Origin of the sequence: Paenibacillus sp. FSL R5-0527 (assembly GCF_038008055.1) — a bacterium.
GTDB classification, from domain to species: Bacteria; Bacillota; Bacilli; order Paenibacillales; family Paenibacillaceae; genus Fontibacillus; species Fontibacillus macerans.
Map to the genome: position 1 here is coordinate 2,571,118 of NZ_JBBOYI010000001.1, position 19,965 is coordinate 2,591,082.

The 19,965-nt window shown below is 58.3% G+C and carries 17 protein-coding genes and 1 riboswitch; of the genes, 16 read left to right on the plus strand and 1 reads right to left on the minus strand.

Annotated features, from left to right (window positions below; all coding sequences use genetic code 11):
* The first annotated feature begins 178 nt into the window (after window positions 1-178).
* The 10 genes from NYE69_RS11285 (at window position 179) to NYE69_RS11330 (ending at window position 11,634) form a co-directional block, all read left to right on the plus strand.
* On the plus strand, window positions 179-1,021 hold the full coding sequence (locus NYE69_RS11285) for a histidine phosphatase family protein (RefSeq protein ID WP_340926248.1): 843 nt from the start codon (window positions 179-181) through the stop codon (window positions 1,019-1,021).
* A gap of 360 nt (window positions 1,022-1,381) precedes the next feature.
* The gene (locus tag NYE69_RS11290) at window positions 1,382-2,320 is read left to right on the plus strand and encodes an LLM class flavin-dependent oxidoreductase (RefSeq protein WP_340926249.1); all 939 of its coding nucleotides are present in this window, start codon (window positions 1,382-1,384) and stop codon (window positions 2,318-2,320) included.
* Window positions 2,321-2,805: 485 nt separating this feature from the next.
* On the plus strand, window positions 2,806-3,627 hold the full coding sequence (locus tag NYE69_RS11295) for a MarR family winged helix-turn-helix transcriptional regulator (RefSeq protein ID WP_340926250.1): 822 nt from the start codon (window positions 2,806-2,808) through the stop codon (window positions 3,625-3,627).
* 13 nt (window positions 3,628-3,640) lie between these two features.
* Entirely contained in the window at window positions 3,641-5,092 is a 1,452-nt protein-coding gene (locus NYE69_RS11300; protein ID WP_340926251.1) for an aryl-sulfate sulfotransferase, read from the plus strand.
* A gap of 34 nt (window positions 5,093-5,126) precedes the next feature.
* Window positions 5,127-6,203: an ABC transporter substrate-binding protein gene (locus NYE69_RS11305; RefSeq protein ID WP_340926253.1), complete on the plus strand. Its 1,077-nt coding sequence runs from the start codon at window positions 5,127-5,129 to the stop codon at window positions 6,201-6,203.
* A gap of 13 nt (window positions 6,204-6,216) precedes the next feature.
* On the plus strand, window positions 6,217-7,008 hold the full coding sequence (locus tag NYE69_RS11310; RefSeq protein WP_328273911.1) for an ABC transporter ATP-binding protein: 792 nt from the start codon (window positions 6,217-6,219) through the stop codon (window positions 7,006-7,008).
* 14 nt (window positions 7,009-7,022) lie between these two features.
* Window positions 7,023-7,802, plus strand: coding sequence for an ABC transporter permease (locus NYE69_RS11315; protein WP_340926254.1), 780 nt, complete (start codon window positions 7,023-7,025; stop codon window positions 7,800-7,802).
* 596 nt (window positions 7,803-8,398) lie between these two features.
* Window positions 8,399-9,724 carry a putative DNA modification/repair radical SAM protein gene (locus tag NYE69_RS11320; protein WP_340926255.1) on the plus strand — a complete coding sequence of 442 codons (1,326 nt, stop codon included), beginning with the start codon at window positions 8,399-8,401 and terminating at the stop codon, window positions 9,722-9,724.
* Window positions 9,709-10,521: a TIGR03915 family putative DNA repair protein gene (locus NYE69_RS11325; RefSeq protein WP_340926256.1), complete on the plus strand. Its 813-nt coding sequence runs from the start codon at window positions 9,709-9,711 to the stop codon at window positions 10,519-10,521. Before NYE69_RS11320 ends, NYE69_RS11325 begins: the two co-directional genes overlap by 16 nt.
* A 153-nt stretch (window positions 10,522-10,674) precedes the next feature.
* Window positions 10,675-11,634 carry a TRM11 family SAM-dependent methyltransferase gene (locus NYE69_RS11330; RefSeq protein WP_340926257.1) on the plus strand — a complete coding sequence of 320 codons (960 nt, stop codon included), beginning with the start codon at window positions 10,675-10,677 and terminating at the stop codon, window positions 11,632-11,634.
* Window positions 11,635-11,759: 125 nt separating this feature from the next.
* On the opposite strand, the gene katA is transcribed toward NYE69_RS11330, so the two are convergent.
* Window positions 11,760-13,217, minus strand: coding sequence for a catalase KatA (gene katA, locus NYE69_RS11335; protein ID WP_340926258.1), 1,458 nt, complete (start codon window positions 13,215-13,217; stop codon window positions 11,760-11,762).
* A gap of 535 nt (window positions 13,218-13,752) precedes the next feature.
* Window positions 13,753-13,969, plus strand: a riboswitch (cobalamin riboswitch).
* Window positions 13,970-14,197: 228 nt separating this feature from the next.
* Here katA and NYE69_RS11340 point away from each other — a divergent pair.
* From NYE69_RS11340 to cobS, 6 genes are all read left to right on the plus strand, one after another.
* Window positions 14,198-15,217 carry an ABC transporter substrate-binding protein gene (locus NYE69_RS11340; protein WP_340926260.1) on the plus strand — a complete coding sequence of 340 codons (1,020 nt, stop codon included), beginning with the start codon at window positions 14,198-14,200 and terminating at the stop codon, window positions 15,215-15,217.
* Window positions 15,217-16,263: a FecCD family ABC transporter permease gene (locus NYE69_RS11345; RefSeq protein WP_340930366.1), complete on the plus strand. Its 1,047-nt coding sequence runs from the start codon at window positions 15,217-15,219 to the stop codon at window positions 16,261-16,263. Before NYE69_RS11340 ends, NYE69_RS11345 begins: the two co-directional genes overlap by 1 nt.
* A complete protein-coding gene (locus NYE69_RS11350; protein WP_340926262.1) occupies window positions 16,260-17,093 on the plus strand; it encodes an ABC transporter ATP-binding protein in 834 nt (277 codons plus the stop codon). Before NYE69_RS11345 ends, NYE69_RS11350 begins: the two co-directional genes overlap by 4 nt.
* Window positions 17,094-17,256: 163 nt before the next feature.
* The gene (cobT, locus tag NYE69_RS11355; RefSeq protein ID WP_340926263.1) at window positions 17,257-18,321 is read left to right on the plus strand and encodes a nicotinate-nucleotide--dimethylbenzimidazole phosphoribosyltransferase; all 1,065 of its coding nucleotides are present in this window, start codon (window positions 17,257-17,259) and stop codon (window positions 18,319-18,321) included.
* Window positions 18,322-18,385: 64 nt separating this feature from the next.
* On the plus strand, window positions 18,386-19,006 hold the full coding sequence (locus tag NYE69_RS11360) for a bifunctional adenosylcobinamide kinase/adenosylcobinamide-phosphate guanylyltransferase (RefSeq protein WP_340926264.1): 621 nt from the start codon (window positions 18,386-18,388) through the stop codon (window positions 19,004-19,006).
* On the plus strand, window positions 19,003-19,950 hold the full coding sequence (cobS, locus tag NYE69_RS11365) for an adenosylcobinamide-GDP ribazoletransferase (RefSeq protein WP_340926265.1): 948 nt from the start codon (window positions 19,003-19,005) through the stop codon (window positions 19,948-19,950). Before NYE69_RS11360 ends, cobS begins: the two co-directional genes overlap by 4 nt.
* Window positions 19,951-19,965 lie beyond the last annotated feature (15 nt).

Below are 19,965 nucleotides of genomic sequence, written 5' to 3' on the forward strand. Positions count from 1 at the left end.
CCTGCAACCCCTGCAACCCCTGCAACCCCTGCAACCCCTATAAACCTTGCTCGCCTTGCCGCTGCCAGGCCGATAAGGAAAGGTTAAAATCGGAGCGGCTAAAGCTGCCAAGCTTGGTCTTGAGGAGTATAATCATGGGAGAAACTATACAGCGGCGAAAGCGAAAGGAGGGAGGGAAGTGCGGATCGAATGGTGGCTTGTCCGTCACGGATTAACCGAGTGGAACGTTCAGCATCGGTATCAGGGGCATAGCGATCCTGCGCTGCTCCACGGCGAAGCTTCCGGGCTGGAACCGCTTCGGCTGGAGCTGGCGAGGGTGGACTTCTCCGCCGTTTACTCGAGCGATCTTGCGCGCTGCCGGCAAACGCTGGAATACGCCCGCCCGGATCTGATAGAACGCTGCGTGGCCGACCGCCGCTTGCGGGAAATGGATTTCGGGGCGTGGGAAGGCCGGACGTACGAGATGCTGAAGGACGATGCCTCGTACAGGGCCTGGATCGACGACCCGCAGCGGGTCACGCCGCCGGGCGGCGAGTCGTGGCCAGCGTTCCGGGCGCGGGTTGAGGGCGTGCGCCAGGAGCTGGCGGCATATTCGCAAGCTTTGGCCGCGGGTGGACGGTTGCGCAGAGAAGACGCTGGACAGATACGGGGAAACGTAGATGGGGAACGGATAGATGCCAAGGGGATGCGTGAGAACGCCGTGACGGTGGGGAAACCGGGCGAGGAGATGCGTGAGAACGGCGAGCTGATGCAGGAAAATGTGGAGGTTTCGGGAGAGCATGCTGAGGTCGTAGGGGAACCAGCAGAGCCATTGTGGAAATGTACCGGGGCGATGAGCGAACATGTTGATGTGAGGCTTGAGACAAGCAAGGTTTTGCCGCGGAACTCCCGAACGATACGGCTGCTGATCGTCACCCACGGCGGGGTCATCTCGCTGTTGTCATCGATGCTGGAGCCCGGGCTCGGCTTTTGGGATACCCGGCTGCCTCCGGGCGGGATCAAGCGGCTTTATTGGGAATAGCGATTCTAACGATGGGATATAACGAAGTATCCATAATGTTTTGATTGGAAATATCCAATGGAATTAGAAATCTAATGGCATAGCAACAGTTTGATTGGATATTTCCAACAGATGAGGTTCGGCAGGCGCAAAATGGGTGACTCGAGCGAAATCTATTGGATATTTCCAATGAAAGATCAAAATGGTGAACGATTTCCGCCAATCTATTGGATTTTTCCAATGAGAGGTGGAGGGACGACTGAGGACAGGGGAACTCTTGTGTGACTGCACGAGGCAACTATCGTGGGCGGTGTCCTGCTATGATGATCCTATGATCCCCAATACTGCTTACATTACTTAAAAAAGAAAGGCGGGATCGGTTTGGCCGTGCCGAATATCAACTTTAAGCTTGGGGTACTGGATATGGTTCCAAAGCTGCCGGGCCATAGCGCCGAGGAGGCTTTGGCGCAGGCCGTGCTGCTGGCGCAGCGGGCGGAAGAATGGGGATACGTGCGCTACTGGACCTCGGAGCACCATGACATGGAGCTGCTGGCCAGCGCCTCCCCCGAGGTGCTGCTGTCCCATATCGGCGCGCGGACAAGCCGGATTCGGCTCGGCTCGGGCGGCGTACTGCTGCCGCATTACAGCCCGCTGAAGGTGGCGGAATGCTTCCGGCTGCTGGCCGCCCTTTATCCGGGCAGAATCGACCTCGGCATCGGCCGGGCACCCGGGGGAGAAGCGCATACCGTCATGGCGCTTAGCGGCAATTTTTTGGAGCGGGTGGCCCGTTACCGCCAGTTGGCCGGCGATCTTGCCGCCCTGCTCCGGGACGGATACCGCTATGAGGAGCGCCCCGTAACGGCCCGGCCGATTCCGCAGACGCCGCCCGAGCTTTGGCTGCTGGGCACGAACGTCAAAAGCGCCCGCTTTGCCGCCGAGCTTGGCACGGGGTACGTGTTCGGCCGCTTTATGAGCGAGACCGACGGCATCGAAACGCTGAAAGCGTACCGGGATGCTTTTCAGCCATCCCTTTTTCAATCAGCGCCGAGGACGATCCTTGCGGTCAGCGTGATTTGCGGCGAAACCCGGGAGGAGGCCGAAGCCATGGCCGCCGGTGTGGAAGCGGCATATCGTGCCCGCGGCGGCTCCCCTTTCAGCGGATTTGCCGGAACGGCCGGGCAAGTAAGAAAGCAGTTGGCGGAGATGCAGCGGCAATACGGCAACGAGGAATTTCTGATCGTGACGCCGATTCCCGATTACGAAAAACGGCTGCGCTCCTACCGGCTGCTTGCGACATCGGTTGCGGAGTGCGGAGTCTGAGGTCTTCCGGTGAAGGCAGCACGGATTGCCTCTGCATGCTCCTTCGGAAGAATGGCGCGGCTTGACCGAATCAAATGCAAAAGTGCATTTCAACTCATTATAAATTTCCGTTTTTGCGTGATTGAAATGCAAAAATGCATCTGATTTGGGGCTATCGGATCAAAAAGTATCTTTTGCCCGGAAATGAAATGCACTTTTGCAGTTGAGCCGCCTATTTCGGGGAATTTCGACGAAATTCGTATGCCCTTTTGCATTTCGCAGGATGTGGCATAGCCTTGGGTTAGTATGTCCCTGGCCGTAGACCAGCTTTCTTTAATTCATACTTGACTGGTAAGAATAATTGGTTTAATATGATGAAAAATCGTTCACAGCTCATTATCTTAGCGCTAAGAGAAGTCTAAGATACGCTTCGGACTGCAGCCGATTGGACCGCCAAAGGCTTCCGGAGGTTCCCTGTTGAGGGAACTTTTGGGGGCCTTTTATTTTTGCCGAAGGAGGTGATACGCATATCCGGTTGTCATGCGGAGTGGGAACTGCTGGAGGAAGCCGACTGGCTGTTCCGCAAAATGGTCAGACGGTTTGTGAAGGAAAGGGACAAAGTGGAAGTTGAAGGGATTGCGCTTCCCGGACTGCTGGTCATGCAAAAAATGATCCGGGAAGGGCCGCAGCGGCTTGGCGATTTGGCGGAGGAACTCGATTTCACCTCCGGGGCCGTAACGGGGCTGTGCGACAAGCTGGAGCAGAAAGGGTTCGCCCGGCGGGTCCGCCAGACGCTCGACCGGAGAACGGTATGGCTGGATATAACGGAGCAGGGCAGGGAAATGATGGCCCGCAACCGCAATATCGGCGCGGCGTGCATCACGCTGCTGTTCGATGGCTTCTCCCCGGAGGAGCTGAACCAAATGGCCGGCCTTTTCCAAAAGCTGACCGGGAATCTGGAGCATTTCTCCGGTACGCTGAACGCGCTGGCGGAGAGCAATGCCGGACAAAAGCCGAGCGAAGGCAGTAAGCGCGCGGACCAGGAGCTGCAGTTGGGCCGGAAGCAGGAACTGGGTCAGGACCAGAGCCAGGACCAGGATCGGGATCGGGATCGGGGTCAGGACCAAGACCAGGATCGGAATCGGGATCAGGTTCAGGACCATGACCAGGTCCGGGACCTGGATCGGGATCGGGATCGGGATCGGGATCGGAATCGGAATCAGGATCACGACCAGGATCACGACCAAAATCAGAATCACGATCAAGGCCAGGACCAGATCAATAACCGTAACAAGAACCAGATCCGGAGCAGATTTTTATCTTATTGAAGGAGTGGGGAACATGGGGCATCCGACGATTTATCCGACAGGGGCAACGATTTACAAGCCGGAGAAAGCTTATGGCGGCTACACGATTTATCAGGCGGCCGAACAAGGCGCGCTGCTGATCGATATGAACGGGAGAGAAATCCGGCTGTGGCAGGGGCTGCGCGGTTTTCCCAACAAGCTGCTGCCCGGAGGATATGTGCTCGGAAGCACGGCCGAACGCGATCCGCAGCACGGGTTCCAGGATGAGGCCGATCTCGTTCAGGTCGATTGGGAAGGCAATATAGTCTGGCGCTTCAACCGCCACGAATGGATCGAAGATCCCGGGCATGAGCCGCAGTGGATGGCGAGAGCCCATCACGACTATCAGCGGGCCGGCAATCCGGTAGGTTATTTTGTGCCGGGACTTGAGCCCGAAACGCAGGGGGGCAACACGCTGATTTTGGTTCACAAAAATGTGCGCAACCCGAAAATTTCCGATAAATTGCTGCTGGACGACTCCATTATCGAGGTCGATTGGGAAGGCAACATCGTTTGGGAATGGAACTGCCACGAGCATTTTGACGAGCTGGGTTTTGACGATGCGGCGAAAAAAGTGCTGCGCGAAGAACCGAATACCCGCTTTTTCGGCAATGAGGCCGGGGATTGGATGCATATCAACTCGATGTCGGTGCTCGGACCCAACCGTCATTACGACGCGGGCGACGAGCGCTTTCATCCCGACAACATCATTTGGGACGCCCGGGAAAGCAACATCATCGCGATCATCGACAAAAAAAGCGGAAATCTTGTCTGGAAGCTGGGACCGGATTATTCGGCGCCCGAGGTCAACCATCTGGAGTGGATCATCGGCCAGCATCACGCCCATCTCATCCCGCGCGGTCTGCCCGGCGAAGGTAATCTGCTCGTATTCGACAACGGCGGCTGGGGGGGTTACGGGCTGCCGAATCCAGCGTCACCGACCGGCCAGAAAAACGCCGTCCGCGACCACTCGCGCGTGCTGGAAATCGATCCGGTCACCCTTGAGATCGTCTGGCAGTATACGCCGACGGAAGCCGGATTTCAGGCGCCGCTCGACTCCTACCGCTTCTACAGCCCGTACATCAGCTCCGCCCAGCGCCTGCCGAACGGCAACACGCTGATAACGGAAGGAGCGGATGGGCGGATTTTCGAGGTGACGCGGGAGCATGAGCTCGTATGGGAATATATTTCCCCGTACAAAAACAAGCGGAACTCCAACATGGTCTACCGCGCTTACCGCGTTCCTTACACTTGGGTGCCGCAGCTTCCGCATCCCGAGGAACGGGCAATCGAGCCGCTCGACGTGACCAGCTTCCGGGTGCCCGGCGCCGCGGGGAAAGGCACGGATTCGGTCGTCACCGTGGAAGGGACCGTCTCCTACGGCGAAGGCGCGCTTTGCGTCGCCCGGTTTGATGAACGGCCGCGCGCGGCTGCGGATCCGTCTTAACGGGAATCCACATAGAAGAAAGGAGCGACCACGTATGGCCATATCCTCAAAAACGAAGGCAAAAACGGTGCCGAGCCTGATTATTTGGCTATTTGCGGCCTTGCTGCTCGTCTTAAGCGGCTGCGGTTCGGCGAAGGAGGGGTCCCAGGCGGCAGTGCAGGCCGCGGGCGCCGGGAGCGGCGGGGGGCAAGACCGGCAGAAGCAAGCCCCCGTTACCTTGAATATCGCCGACATTTCGACCAATCCGGTGCTGCGCATGGCGGTAAGCAAAGGTTTTTTTGAAAAACACGGCATTGAAGCGAAGCTGGTCACTTTCGCCACGCCGGCGGAAGGCATCAACTCGCTGTTCATCAAGCAGGCGGACATCGCCTGGGGCGCCGATTTTCCGATTTTGAACGCCGTGAGCAAAGGGGAGTTTGCGATCATCGCCTCGACCGGCACCTCGACCGAACAAAACGCGAAGCAGTGGAAGCTGTTCGTGCGGGACGACATCGGCAAACCAGAGGATTTGAAAGGGAAGAAGCTTAGCTTTTTGCGCGGGACTTTTCTCTCCTATTTATGGGACGAATATTTGGCCGAACACGGCCTCGCCTTGGACGACGTTAAGCTGATCGGGCAAGGCGGCTCGGACGAAGCGTATATCGCTTTGAAAAAAGGCGAGGTGGACGCGGTCTGGGTCAGCGGCGCGGCGCTGGTGGCGAAGTTCGAGGCCGCCGAAGGGGTCCGCCAGCTGACCGACATGTCGCAGACGAAGGTGCGGATCGGCAGCCAGATCGTAGCGCCGGAAGCGCTGATCCGCGAGCGCCCGGAAGCGGTGGCGAATTTCCTGCGCGCCCTCGATGAAGCCTTGCGGTTCGTCAAGGAAAATCCGCAGGAGGTCGCGGACATTTTGTATAAGGAAGTCAAGCAGCCACGGGAGTCTACGCTTAAAGACCTGGAAGTGCTAAATTGGAACGTCGATTTTACGGAGGCCGCTTATGACAGTTTGACAAGGCAGAAAAAATATATGGTGGAGAACGGAATTATCGAAAAAGATTTTGAACTGAAGGATAAAATTAAGCTGGAATTTCTGCGCGAGGTTTTACCGGATCGCGTAACGATTACACCGTAAGGAGGGGAAGGGCATGTCCGTATCATTGGTTTCGCAGAACCGCACGATTACGATCGCGGGGCTGGGCAAGAGCTATAGCGATCAGCGTCCGGCGGGGAGCGGGGAGGTTCACTACATTATCAAAGATGTCGACCTCGTCGTCCGGGGCGGCGAGTTTTTTATCCTGCTGGGGCCCAGCGGCTGCGGCAAATCGACACTGCTGAACATGATCGCCGGCTTCATCTCCAAAACGAGCGGCAGCCTGCGGGTTGGCGGCGCGGATGTCGACCGGCCCGGGCGGGATCGGGCGGTTGTGTTTCAGCAGGCCGATTCCTCGCTGTTTCCCTGGCTGACCGTCCGCCAAAACGTCGAGTTCGGGCTCAAGATGAAAAAGGTGGCGAAGCCAGAGCGCCGGGCCGTGTCCGACCGTTATCTGGAGCTCGTCGGGCTGGCCGGCCACGGGGATAAATTTCCGAAGGAGCTGTCCGGCGGCATGAAGCAGCGGGTTCAACTGGCCCGCGTGCTGGCCAATGATCCGGAAATTTTGCTCATGGATGAACCGTTCGGGGCTTTGGACGCCATGACCCGCCGGACGATGCAGAAGGAGCTGGTGCGCATTTGGCGGCAGACAAACAAAACGATCGTCTTCGTGACGCACGACATTCAGGAAGCGATCCTGCTCGGGGAACGGGTGGGCATCATGTCTTCGGGCCCGTCTTCCAACATTTCGCAAATCTACGAGATTCCGCTCGCCTATCCGCGCGACGTGTCCGCGGCGGAATTTTACGAGTATTACCGGCGGATTCAAGCTCATTTTGACGAATAGAAAGGGCGAATCTTATGACATGGCTGAAAAAGAAATGGGTCGGCCTGCTCTTCTTGTGGCTGTTCATCCTGGCCGCCTGGCAAGGCGGCGCCTGGCTTTACGGTCCCGAGGTGGTGCCCGGGCCGGCGGATACGGCGGCGGGAGCGCTGGAGCTGCTGCGGGACGGCTCGCTGCCGAAATATATCGGGATCAGCTTCTACCGGGTGTTCAGCGGCTGGACGCTGGGGAGCCTGATCGCCATCCCGCTCGGCATTTTGATCGGCAAGGTGGATTTTATCCGCCGTTTTGCCGAACCGCTGCTGAACTTCATCCGCTTTATTCCGCCGATCGCTTTCATCACGCTGTTTCTCGTCTGGTTCGGCATCGGCGAGCAGTCGAAGATCGCGCTGATTTTGTACGCGACGCTGTTTATCGTCATCATGAACACGCTGACGGGGGTGCTGGCGGTGGAGGAGGACAAAATCCGCGCGGCCCGCAGCATGGGCGCTTCGGAGTGGCAAATCGTCCGGCACGTGATCGTGCCGGCGACCGCGCCGTATATTTTCACCGGCGTCAGATTGGCGATGGGCACCTCGTATATGGCGATCGTCGGGGCGGAGATGATCGCGGCGAACGAAGGCGTCGGTTACCTGATCTGGAACTCCCGGCTGTTCTTCCGTACCGACTGGATTTTTGTCGGTTTGCTCAGCCTGGGGTTGATGGGATTTGCCACCGACCGGCTGTTCGGCTGGTTTGGCCGCAGGGTGCTGTGGCGTTACGGGGTGATCGGCACCGCGCCGGCCGGAAGAAGGTAAACCGAAAGCTTAGACGGGGCGGCGGCTTTTTTCCAGGATTGTGGGGGTCCGAGGGGAACAGATGGCCCGTGTATTTGTGTATGTCCTGAGATAACGACAAATATGGGTCTTATTTTTGTGAAAAAAGGGGGCACAGTTTAAATAGGGGATTTTTTTGCCTCTATTTTTGAGATATGGCGTCAAACGGGCGATATTTCCTGGTTTAATTCCCGAATAACGACTTAAAGTACCTCTATTTTGAGTAAAAGGGGTGAAATCCCAGAATAAGGCCATAAATTGTCTTTATTTCCGCTAGAGACCTGCTTGTACATTAAAAGGACCGCACAGGGACCGCACAGGAACTGCCTGGGACTGCACAGGGAGTGCAAAGGGACTGCAAGGGACTGCAAGGGACTGCACAGGGACTGCAAAGGAACTGCACAGGAACTGCAAGGGACTGCACAGGGACTGCAAAGGAACAGCACAGGGACCGCACAGGAACTGCACAGGGACTCACAGGGGCCGCCGGAACGAATTCCTTCGGACTTCGGCGGTCTTAATCATTGACAAGAACGTGTGTTCGCAATATAATGCTGTCAAAAGGGAGGCCATAGCGTATGGATGTGTATGACAAGCTGACCATTTTGACGGACTCGGCCAAATATGACGTATCCTGTTCGTCCAGCGGGGCGGAGCGCGGGAGCGGCGGGGGCAGTGGAGGCAGCTCGCTGGGAAACGCCGTCAGCTCGGGGATCTGCCACAGCTTTGCCGCGGACGGACGATGCATTTCGCTGCTGAAGGTGCTGATGACGAACAGCTGTATTTATGATTGCAAATACTGCGTGAACCGCCGCTCCAACGATACGCGCCGGGCTATGTTTACCCCGGAGGAGCTGGCGGAGCTTACGATAAATTTTTATCGCCGCAATTACATAGAAGGTCTGTTTCTCAGCTCAGGCATCATGCGGAATCCGGATTACACGACGGAACAACTGATCCGGGTGCTGGAACTGCTGCGCCGGAAATATCATTTCGGCGGTTATATTCACGTGAAGGCGATTCCCGGCGCCGATCCGGCGCTGATTTCCCGGTTGGGCCTGCTGGCCGACCGGATGAGCGTGAACATCGAACTGCCTTCACAGGACAGCCTGCACCAGTTAGCCCCGGACAAAAGCAAGGAAGCGATCCTGAGGCCGATGACCGCGATCCGGCAGGGCATTCGGGAGAACAGCACCGATCTCGTCAAATACCGCCACGCTCCCCGGTTTGTGCCGGGCGGACAAAGCACCCAGATGATCGTAGGCGCGACGCCGGACAGCGATCTTAGGATCTTAACCTTAACGGAGGCGCTGTACAGGAAATACGAGCTGAGACGGGTATATTACTCGGCGTATACCCCGGTCGCGGAGCATTCGCTGCTTCCGTCGCCCGGCAGCAAGCCGCCGCTATTGCGGGAGCACCGCCTGTACCAGGCCGACTGGCTGCTGCGTTTCTACGGTTTTGAAGCGAAGGAACTGCTGGATGAGCACACCCCGAATTTCAATTTGTTCATGGACCCGAAGTGCCATTGGGCGCTCAATCATATCGAACGGTTTCCCGTGGAGATCAACAAAGCCCCTTATGAAGAGCTGCTGCGCGTGCCCGGCATCGGCGTTCGCAGCGCCAAGCGGATCGTGGCGGCGCGCAGAACGGCGCGGCTGGATTTTTCCGGCTTAAAGAAGCTGGGCGTCGTGCTCAAACGGGCCCAATATTTTATCATCTGCTCAGGCCGGCGGCTTGAGGGGTTGAAAGTGAACGAAAGCACAATCCTCAGGTCGCTGCTGTCCCGCAAAGAAATCGATATGTTCCTGCCCAAGCCGAAGGTGGAGCAGCTGTCGCTGTTTTCGGACGAGGAGCTGGCGGGGCAGGCCGGGAAGGAGCTAAGCCCATGGCTGCTTGGATAAGCGATGCGGCTTACGCTTACGACGGCAGCTTTGACGGCTTGCTGAGCTGCGTGTTTGAGAGCTATGTGCGGAAGGAGGATTTGGTCGACCTGCGTTCGGACGCTGATCCGCAGTATACTCTGTTTGTAACCCGCTGGGTGGAAACCTGTCCGGAGAAGGCTAACAGGGTGTACGCGGCCATCGGGCAAAAAATATCGCCGGCCGCCCAAGAGCTTGTCCGCCGCGGCTTTCTCACCTGCGATCCGCAGAAGGATTTGCTGATTTACCGGTTCCTGCGGCTGGGCTTTAAGCATGGGAGGGCGGTGATGGATATGCTGACGGAGAACACGGTGCACCGATTGCGCAAGGCGGTGCGGCATTTGAACACGGAGAGCCATGCCTTGATGGGCTTCGTGCGCTTTTCGGTGTATGGCGAGACGCTGGTCTCGGTCATTGAGCCGAAGAACCGGGTGCTGCCGCTGCTGGCCGCGCATTTTTGCGACCGCTACCGGAAGGAGTCTTTTATGATTTACGACAAAACCCACGGACAGGCGCTCATTCACCGTGCGGAGGAAGCGGGGGCAGGGAAAGCGGAGATCGTGGACGTCGACGAGCTGATTTTGCCTGAGGCGGGGGAGCAGGACCAAGCGTACCGCCGCCTTTGGAAGCAGTTTTACGAAACGGTGGCGATCCGGGAGAGGATTAATCCTCGGGCGCAGATGTCCCATATGCCCAAGCGCTACTGGGGACAATTGACCGAGATGCAGGGAGTGCGCGAATACCGCCCCGACTCTCCGGAGTCGAAGCGCCAGCAGTAAACGGCCTGAGGTAAACGCCTGCGGTAAACGGCCTGCGGTAAACGCTTGCAGTAACCGCAAGCAGTAAACGCCTGGATATGCTTGGCATCGTCCGATTTCCGGCGGTTCTGGTACAATGGACGGAAAGGTATTTTTAGAGGGGAAGTTGACGGAGTGGATTTGAATCAAACACCTTTACGGTACATCTATCCTTTTGCATGCCATGAGAACGAGCTGGAGCTATGCCGGATGGAGCTTCGCGCCCTGTTTGGACAAGAGCCCGGGGCGTTTGCTTTGATAGACAGCCGTTTGCGGATTGAACCGAACCGGAGTCCGTTTGTTTCCATGCGGTTGGACGTTTTGCTGGCCGCCGGGACGCTGGAAGAAATCATCACCCAGGTGGCGGAGCTGGAACTGGACGGACGCACCTTTAAGGTGCTGTATCTCAAAAACGGTTTGAAACGGACTTATGAGCAGCAGCGCGAATTGGAGCGGCAGCTAGGCGGAAGGATCCGCGGCAAAGCCGATATGAGGCAGCAGGATGTGACATTTGGACTGCTGTCGTTGGACGATGGCTGGATGTTCGGCATTTGCCGGCCGGCCGACCCGGTCTGGCAGCGGCATATACATAAGCCGCAAAATTACTCCACGGGTCTGACGACCGTCGTGGCCCGGGCATTAGTGAACATCGCCGTGCCCGATCCGCAAGGCGTGCGCACGATCGATCCGTGCTGCGGCATGGGCAACGTGCTAATCGAAGCGCTGTCGATGGGCATCGATATCGTCGGACGGGACCTCAATCCGCTGGCCGTTCGCGGGGCGCGGGTCAATTTGCGCCATTTCGGTTACGATGATGCGGGTCTGATAGCCATCGGCGACTTGAACGATATTAACGAGCCGTTCGATGCGGCGATCGTCGATCTGCCGTACAATTTATGCTCCGTCCTTTCCGCCTCCGAGCGCAGCCTCATGCTTGCCAGCGTAAGGCGGATCAGCAAGCGGGCGGTGATCGTTTCTTCCGAGCCGCTGGAGCCCGAGATTGAAGCCGCAGGCCTGAAAATCATGGACTCTTGCTCCGTCAGTAAAGGAGCTTTTGTCCGCCATGTGTGGTTGACCACACAGCAGCTGGTATAGGCAACAAATACAGTTAAGTCTTTGCCGTTATTTATTCATCTATGTGAAAAGGAATACGTATCCGTCCTAAGCGGAGGTACGCATTCCTTTTATTTTTTAGAGGTTAACACGCACTTTTGGGCGGTTTAGTTACCTTGCGGTACGGTCAAGCCGAGGCCTTCGGCAACGCGCGTTCCGTATTCCGGGTCGGCTTTGTAGAAATGCTCGATTTGCCGCAGCTTGATCTCGTCTTTTTCCACCGCTTTCATGGCGTTTACGATGTTTTCGACCAGACGTGTGCGTTCTTCTTCGCTCAGCAGGCGGTACAGGTCGCCGGCTTGCGTATAGTGGTCATCATGGTCGTAGGCGACGCTGTCGGCATATCCCGACACTTCGAACGGCGAAATTTTATGCTGCGGAGATTCCGCCGGGCCGCCGTAGCTGTTGGGTTCATAGTAAACGGAGGCTCCGCCGTTGCCGTCTCCGCGCATGAAGCCGTCGCGCTGGTTGTTGTTCACTTCGGCGATCGGGCGGTTGATCGGCAGTGTGTTATGATTGGCGCCGACGCGGTAACGATGCGCGTCAGAGTAAGCAAACAGGCGGCCCTGCAGCATTTTGTCCGGCGAAGCTTCGATGCCCGGGACGAAGTTGCCCGGCGAGAATGTCGCCTGCTCGACTTCGGCAAAATAGTTCTCCGGATTCCGGTTCAGCGTCATCACGCCGACCTCGATCAGCGGGTAATCTTTTTGGGACCATACTTTGGTCACGTCGAATGGATCGAAACGGTACGTTTGCGCGTCTTCGATCGGCATGATTTGCACGTACAGCGTCCAGCTCGGGAAGTCGCCTTGAGCGATCGCGTTGAAAAGATCCTCGGTATGGTAATCCGGATTTTCGCCGGCCAATTTTTCGGCCAGCTTGACGTCAAGGTTTTGGATGCCTTGATTCGTTTTGAAATGATATTTCACCCACACCGCTTCGCCTTCCGCGTTCACCCATTTAAAGGTATGGCTGCCGTAACCGTTCATATGACGGTATGTAGCCGGAATACCGCGGTCTGAGAACAATATCGTCACCTGATGCAGCGACTCCGGCGACAAGGACCAGAAATCCCACACGGCGTTCGGATTTTTCAGGTGCGTTTGCGGGTGCCGTTTTTGCGTATGGATGAAGTCCGGGAATTTGATCGCATCGCGGATAAAGAACACCGGCGTATTGTTTCCGACCAGGTCGTAGTTGCCTTCCTCGGTGTAGAACTTCACGGCGAAACCGCGCGGGTCGCGGACGGTATCCGCGGAGCCCAGTTCACCGGCCACCGTCGAGAAACGGATAAACATCGGGGTCTGCTTCCCGACTGCGGACAGAAACGCCGCTTTGGTGTATTTGGAGACATCGTTCGTTACTTCAAATACCCCGTGGGCCCCGGCGCCTTTGGCGTGAACGACGCGTTCGGGTACGCGCTCCCGGTTGAAATGAGCCAGCTTCTCAAGCAAATGGACGTCCTGGATGAGGACGGGGCCGCGCTGACCGGCCGTAATCGAGTTTTGGTTGTCCCCGACCGGAGCGCCCCAGCTGGTGGTTAACCGTTTTTTATCATTAGTCATTTGATCACCTCTTAGTAAATGTAATTATTCAACTTCCTTCGCTTTGATAACTTAACTTTACCGGGACGGGGAAGCTTTGTCATGAAGGCGCGATGAATCGATGATGAAATATGCATGAAGGTTGTATAAAGGCGCGTTCGAGCTATCGGCTGCCGAAACCATCGGCCTTCAAAATAGCGACATTTTAAGTGCTTATGATCCGAACTCCAACATGTACATCCCCATTAGCGGCATTTTATGTACCTATTTTCCTTTGAATGGTCCAGGATGGGGTATTTCCTTGCGGTCCTAAGAAAATAGCAGCATAAAATGCCTCTACTTCTCTAAAATGGGCGGGGATCGGCGAAATAAAGACACTTTATGTCCTTATTTTTCGCTGGAGTTGTTCAGGGACTGAATGGGTTAGGATGAAGAGGCACGGCTGAATATTTTGTATTAAGCGCGGTTTTTGGCTGAGCCTCCAATAAAAGGGTGGTTATTGTAAGTTTTATTTTTTTAACCTATAATCCTAGAGTGAAGAAAGCCTGGAACCAAGCGAAAATCAGTGCCCGTAGGTCCTTGAAGCCGGTGCGTTTGCCGCGCGCGGCTTCTCGGTTAAAAGGGAAGCCGGTGCAAATCCGGCACGGTCCCGCCACTGTAAACAGGGACGCAGCTCATATTGCCACTGTCATCCGCTTATAGACGGAGGATGGGAAGGCGAGCCGGCGTCGAAGCCTGCAAGTCAGGAGACCTGCCCACGGGAGATTAAAGACGGTCCTTCGAGGAAAGGATAACGTTCTGCTAAGAGCACTATGCCCAAAAGGCGGGAGATCCGTTTCCCGCAGAAGGCATGGCTTTGTGGACGTACCCCCATCCGCCCGGGATTGGGGGTTTTCTTGTTTGAACGGGTAAATCCCGGTGCCGTACGCATCGCTTAGATTCGGGCGTGTCAGTAGCCTTTGGAACACCCGAAAGAAATGCAGAGCAGAGGAGAGATATTGATGAAGAAATGGCTGAATTTATGGGGGATCGCGCTGCTGGCGATGGCGCTGTTATTGGCGGGCTGCGGCCAGGATAAAGGCGCGGGCGGCCAAGGAGCGGCGGGCAACGCCGCAGGCCAAACCGGGCAAAATGCAAGTTCGAATGCCGGAAACGGAGCACAGGGCGAACAGGGCGCCAAACGGACGGTGTATCCGCTGACGCTGAAGGATTCGAGCGGAACGGAATTTACGTTTGAGTCGGCGCCGCAAAAAATCGTTTCCCTGGCCCCGTCGGAGACGGAGACGCTGTTCGCGCTCGGGCTCGATCAGCAGATCGCCGGCGTTTCGGATTTGGACGATTATCCGGAAGCGGTGAAGGACAAGCCCAGAATGGGCGGTTTCAAGGTGAACGTAGAGGCGATCGTCGCCGCGCAGCCGGACCTGATCGTGGCGGCCAGCCTGATCGACGAACAGACGGTCAAAAGCTTGAGCGATTTGGGGTTCAAGGTGTTCCAGTCCGATCCGAAAACGGTGAGCGGCGTGATGGAGCACATCAAGGCAATCGGCGAGATCACCGATCATCAGGCCGAAGCTGAAGAAGTCGTCGGCCAAATGCAGCAGGAATTGAGCCGGGTGACCGATGCGGTCAAATCGCTGACGGAGGATCAGAAGAAAAAAGTATACATCGAATTTTCGCCGGGCTGGACGGTCGGCAAGGGCGAGTTCATGGACGAAATGATCACCCTGGCCGGCGGCGTTAATGTAGCTTCCGACATTGCGGGCTGGAGCGAAATCAACGAGGAGAACATCATTAAAGCGAATCCGGACGTGATCCTGTACGCCAAAAGCGTCGTCGACAAAAACAATCGCACGCTGGCGGACATTATCAAAGGACGCGCCGGTTGGGATCAAATTGCCGCGATCAAGGAAGACCGCGTCGCCGGGCTGGACGACAATTTGCTCAGCCGCCCGGGTCCGCGGGTGACGCAAGGATTAATTGAGGTAGCCAAAGCGATTTATCCGGAACTGATTCAGCCATGATGACCGGCAAGCTGGCCGGTTACGGGACCGTTCTGCTGGCGCTGCTGGCTGTGACGCTGCTGTTGTGCATCGGAATCGGTTCGGTATCGCTGCCGCTGGGCGATATCGCCCGCATTTTGCTGCACCGGATTCCCGGCGCGGGAAGCTGGATCACGGCGGACTGGAGCGTGGCCTCGGAGCAAATCGTCCTACAGGTGCGCCTTCCCCGCGTTTTGTTGGGGATGCTGGTCGGCGCAACGCTTGCGGTGGCCGGGGCCGGCTTTCAAGGCGTGCTGCGCAATCCGCTGGCCGATCCGTTTACGCTCGGGGTTTCGTCGGGATCGGCGATCGGCGCGGCCGTGCTTATTTTTTTCGGCTGGCAGTTTTCGTTGCTCGGGGTGTTTACGCTGCCGGCGGTCGCTTTCCTGACGGGTGCGGTCACGCTGTGGATCGTCATTTGGCTGGCGCGCGAAAACGGGAAAATTCCGATTGAAAGCCTGATTTTGTCCGGTGTCGTCATGCAGTCGTTCCTTGGCGCAGTGGTGTCGTTTTTGACGGCGATGTCCAAGCAAACGGTCAATGAAATTTTATATTGGACGATGGGCAGCTTGTCATTGCGCGGATGGTCGTATACGGCCATCCTTTTCCCGTATTTGCTGGTGGGCGGGGTGTTTCTGTGGAGCCGGGCCGGAACGCTTAACTTGCTGGCGCTCGGCGAACGTCAGGCGGCGCATTCGGGGCTGAACGTGGAGCGGACGAAGCTGACCGTGCTGCTGGCAGCCACGCTGATGACGGCGGCGGCCGTGTCGGTGTCCGGCGTTATCGGCTTCGTCGGCCTGGTCATTCCGCACATGATCCGCCTGATAACCGGACCCGATTATCGTCTGATTATTCCGCTGTCCGCGCTTGGCGGCGGGATATTTATGATGTGGAGCGATCTTGCGGCCCGCTCCCTGCTGACGCCGACGGAGATCCCGCTTGGCATCGTTACCGCTTTTGTCGGGGCCCCCTTCTTTGGCTATTTGCTGCACCGGAAAAAGAAGGAGCGGGAGGGGGAACTGCGTTGATCGAGGTGAAAAAAGTTTCCAAAACGTACGGCCGCCAGGCGGTCATCCGCGATGTGACCTGGAGCGTGCGAAAGGGCGAATTTTGGGGGCTGATCGGACCTAACGGCAGCGGCAAAACGACGCTGCTCAATCTGATTTCCGGTGTGGAGCGGCCGGACGCTGGGGAGATCTCGCTGGACGGCCGTCCGCTCACTTCCTATGGCCGCAAGGCGTTATCGCGGAAAATCGCCGTCCTGCAGCAGGACGGTTTGCCTCCGGTTTCGTACAGCGTCCGCGACGTGGTTGAGATGGGGCGCTTTCCGTATCAGGACTGGCGCGGCAGGGAGAAGGACGGACCGGAGGGCTCCCGGCGGCTGCTCGGCGAAATTATGGATAAGCTGGAGCTGAGCGCGCTGGAGCACCGGCCGTTAAGCGCGCTTAGCGGAGGGCAACGCCAGCGCGCCGCGCTCGGCAAGGTGATGGCGCAGCAGCCGGAGCTGGTGCTGCTCGATGAACCGACGACGTATTTGGATCTTCGCTACCAAATGCAGTTTATGGAACTGGTCTCAGGATGGCAGCGGGAGGAAGGGCTGACGGTCGTGGCCGTGATGCACGATTTGAACCTGGCCGCTTTGTTTTGCGACCGCCTCTTGGTGCTGAGCGAAGGGTGCGTTGTGGCGGAGGGGCCGCCGGAAGACATTTTGTCCGCGGCTATGGTAGATAAGGTTTATCAAGTGAAGGCACACCGGGTGCCGCATCCGGACAGCGGAGTGCCGCAGTTGCTTCTACAGCGAAGGAAGGCGGAAAGCGGGGATGCCAAGGGGATTGGGAGCGGCGAAACCGGCGGCTGAGGAGGAAAGGCCGGCTTGAGATACGCGAACGGATGAAGCGGGCAAATAAAGCGGGCGGATGAGCCAAACAAATAACCGAATAGATGGACCGAATGGATGAACTGAATAAATGAACTGAATGGATGAACTGAATGGATGAACCACGGGGGAGGGAAGAACGATCATGGGGCATAACGCTATTTTGGAACTTGCAGGGAGCATCGGCAGGCTTGATGCGGCGGCAATGGCTGCCGCCGAGGAACGCTTGGGCCGGTTGACGAAGCCGCCCGGCAGCCTCGGCAAGCTGGAGGAATTGGCCGTTAGGCTGGCCGGCATAACGGGCGAAGCGCTGCCGGAGTTCCCGCGGCGCACGGTGTTTGTGATGGCTGCCGACCACGGCGTTTGCGAGGAAGGCGTCAGCGCCTTTCCGGCGGAAGTGACGCCGCAGATGGTGGGCAATTTCCTCGCCGGCGGAGCAGCGGTGAACGTACTGGCGCGCCAGGCTGGCGCCGACGTCGTGTGCGTCGATATCGGCGTGAACGCGGAGCTGTCGCATCCGGCTTTGGTGTCGCGAAAAGTGCGGTACGGCACCGCCAATATGTCCAAAGGCCCGGCGATGACCCGGGAGGAGGCGGAGGTGGCCGTGCTGATCGGAGCGCGGCTCGTGGAGGAAGCGGCATCCCGCGGCGTCCGCCTGTTCGTTACGGGCGAGATGGGGATCGGCAACACGACGGCCAGCGCGGCGATGATGAGCGCTTTGACCGGGATTTCACCGGAGCAAAGCGTCGGCCGGGGGACCGGGATTGACGATGTACGGCTGCGCGGCAAAATCGAAGTCGTGCGGCGCGCCCTGGAGATCAATCGCCCGGACCCGGGAGATCCGCTCGGCGTGCTCGCCAAAGTGGGCGGCCTGGAAATCGCCGGGCTCGCCGGGGTCATTCTTGGCGCCGCGAAAAGCCGCTGCCCCGTCGTGATCGACGGCTTTATTTCCAGCGTGGCCGCGCTTGCCGCAAGCCGGCTTGCGCCGGAAGCGGCAGGGTATATGATCGCTTCCCACGTTTCCGCGGAGCAGGGGCATCGCCAACTGCTGCGGGAGCTGAAGCTCGAGCCGATGCTGGAGCTTGGCATGCGGCTCGGCGAGGGGACCGGCGGGGTGCTCGCCCTGCATTTGGTGGACGCGGCGAGCCGGATCGTGCGGGAGATGGCGACGTTTGAGAGCGCCGGGATTTCCACGGGCGGCGACCGTTAAAATGGACGGGGCGCTGCCCGGCTGAAATCGCGGTGACAGTCAACATGAGTTTGGGGGTAAAGCGATGAAAGTAATGGTCACGGGCGGCGCTCGCAGCGGCAAAAGCTCGTTTGCCGAGCGCTGGATTATGAAGCACGCGGAAGCCGCGTTGTATATCGCGACCGGGCAAGCTTTCGACGAAGAAATGACCGAGCGGATCGCCCTGCACCGGCAGCAAAGGGAGCAAGGCGGATTCGCCTGGACGACGCTGGAGGAGCCGTTGCGGCTGGCGGAAAAGCTCACGGCATTAGGGGACGAGCTGCGGGCAGGCGGGGCGGAAGCGGCCGGGATAGACCGGCAGGGAACGGAAAAGGCCAGCTCGTCCGCCGCGGCCGTCGTGCTCGTCGACTGCCTCACGTTATGGCTGTCAAACATGCTGCTTGAGCAAGGGGGCCGGTCCGATGCGGCCAAGGTCATGGAGCGGGAAATCGAACGCCTGGCTGCCGCGGCCGAAGCTTTCCCCGGCACGCTGGTGATGGTCACCAACGAGGTGGGGAACGGAATCGTGCCGGAATTTCCTTTGGGCCGGCTGTATCGCGATCTGGCGGGCAGGTTGAACCGCAGGATGGCCGCCATTTCCGGGCAGGTGTTTCTCGTGACGGCGGGCATTCCGATCGAGTTGAAGAGCAGGGAGTACCGGCTATGAGCGATGAGAGCAAGAACAAGCAGAACAAGCAGAACAAGCAGCACAAGCAGAGCGATCGGAGCGGCCCGGGGCAGCCGATATTGGCTGCTTTTCAATTTTTGACGCGGTTTCCGGTCCGGGCCGAGCTCGATTTCACGCCCGAGCTGCTGCGGCGAAGCGTCCGATATTACCCGCTTGTCGGGGCGGCCGTGGGGCTTAGCGTCTGGGCCGCCGCGGCTTTGTCGGCTTGGCTGCTGCCGCCGCTTCCCGCCGCCGTGCTGGCGCTGATCGTTTGGGTCTGGGTCACCGGCGGGCTGCATCTGGACGGTTGGATGGACACGGCCGACGGCTTGCTCAGCTACCGGCCCCGGGAAAAAATGCTGGAAATTATGAAGGACAGCCGGGTCGGAGCGATGGGGGTGCTCGCCTGTGTGCTGCTGCTTATGCTGAAGGCTTCGTTGCTGGCTTCCCTGCTGCAGGGCGGCGTTTGGCAAACCGGGGCCGCGCTGCTGACGGCGCCCGTTTGGAGCCGCTGGTTTATGACCCGGGCCATGCGGTTGTGGCCGAACGCCCGCCAAGGGGAAGGCTTGGCCGGGCAGTTCCGCGGGTTGGGGGCTCGCGATGGGCGGGGAGCAACCGCTTGGGCGATCGTGTTGACCGCGGCGGCTCTGCTGCTCGCTCTGCTGCTGATCATCTTGCTGGCTGTGCTGCCGGCGACGGATGCGCTATCGCAGACAGCGGCGCTGCCGGGAACAGAGGCCGCCCATCGCGGCCGCATCGAACCGGCCTTGGCGGAATTGCTGCTGTACGCCTGCCTGCACCCGGTGCTGGCCTGGGCGGCGGGAACCCGGGCGGCCCGCTGGATGAGCGCCAAGCTCGGCGGTCTAACCGGCGACACTTACGGGGCGCTGAACGAAGGTCTGGAAGCGGCGCTGCTGCTGTTGGCGGTTTTGATATTCCGGTAATCGCTGGCGCGCAAA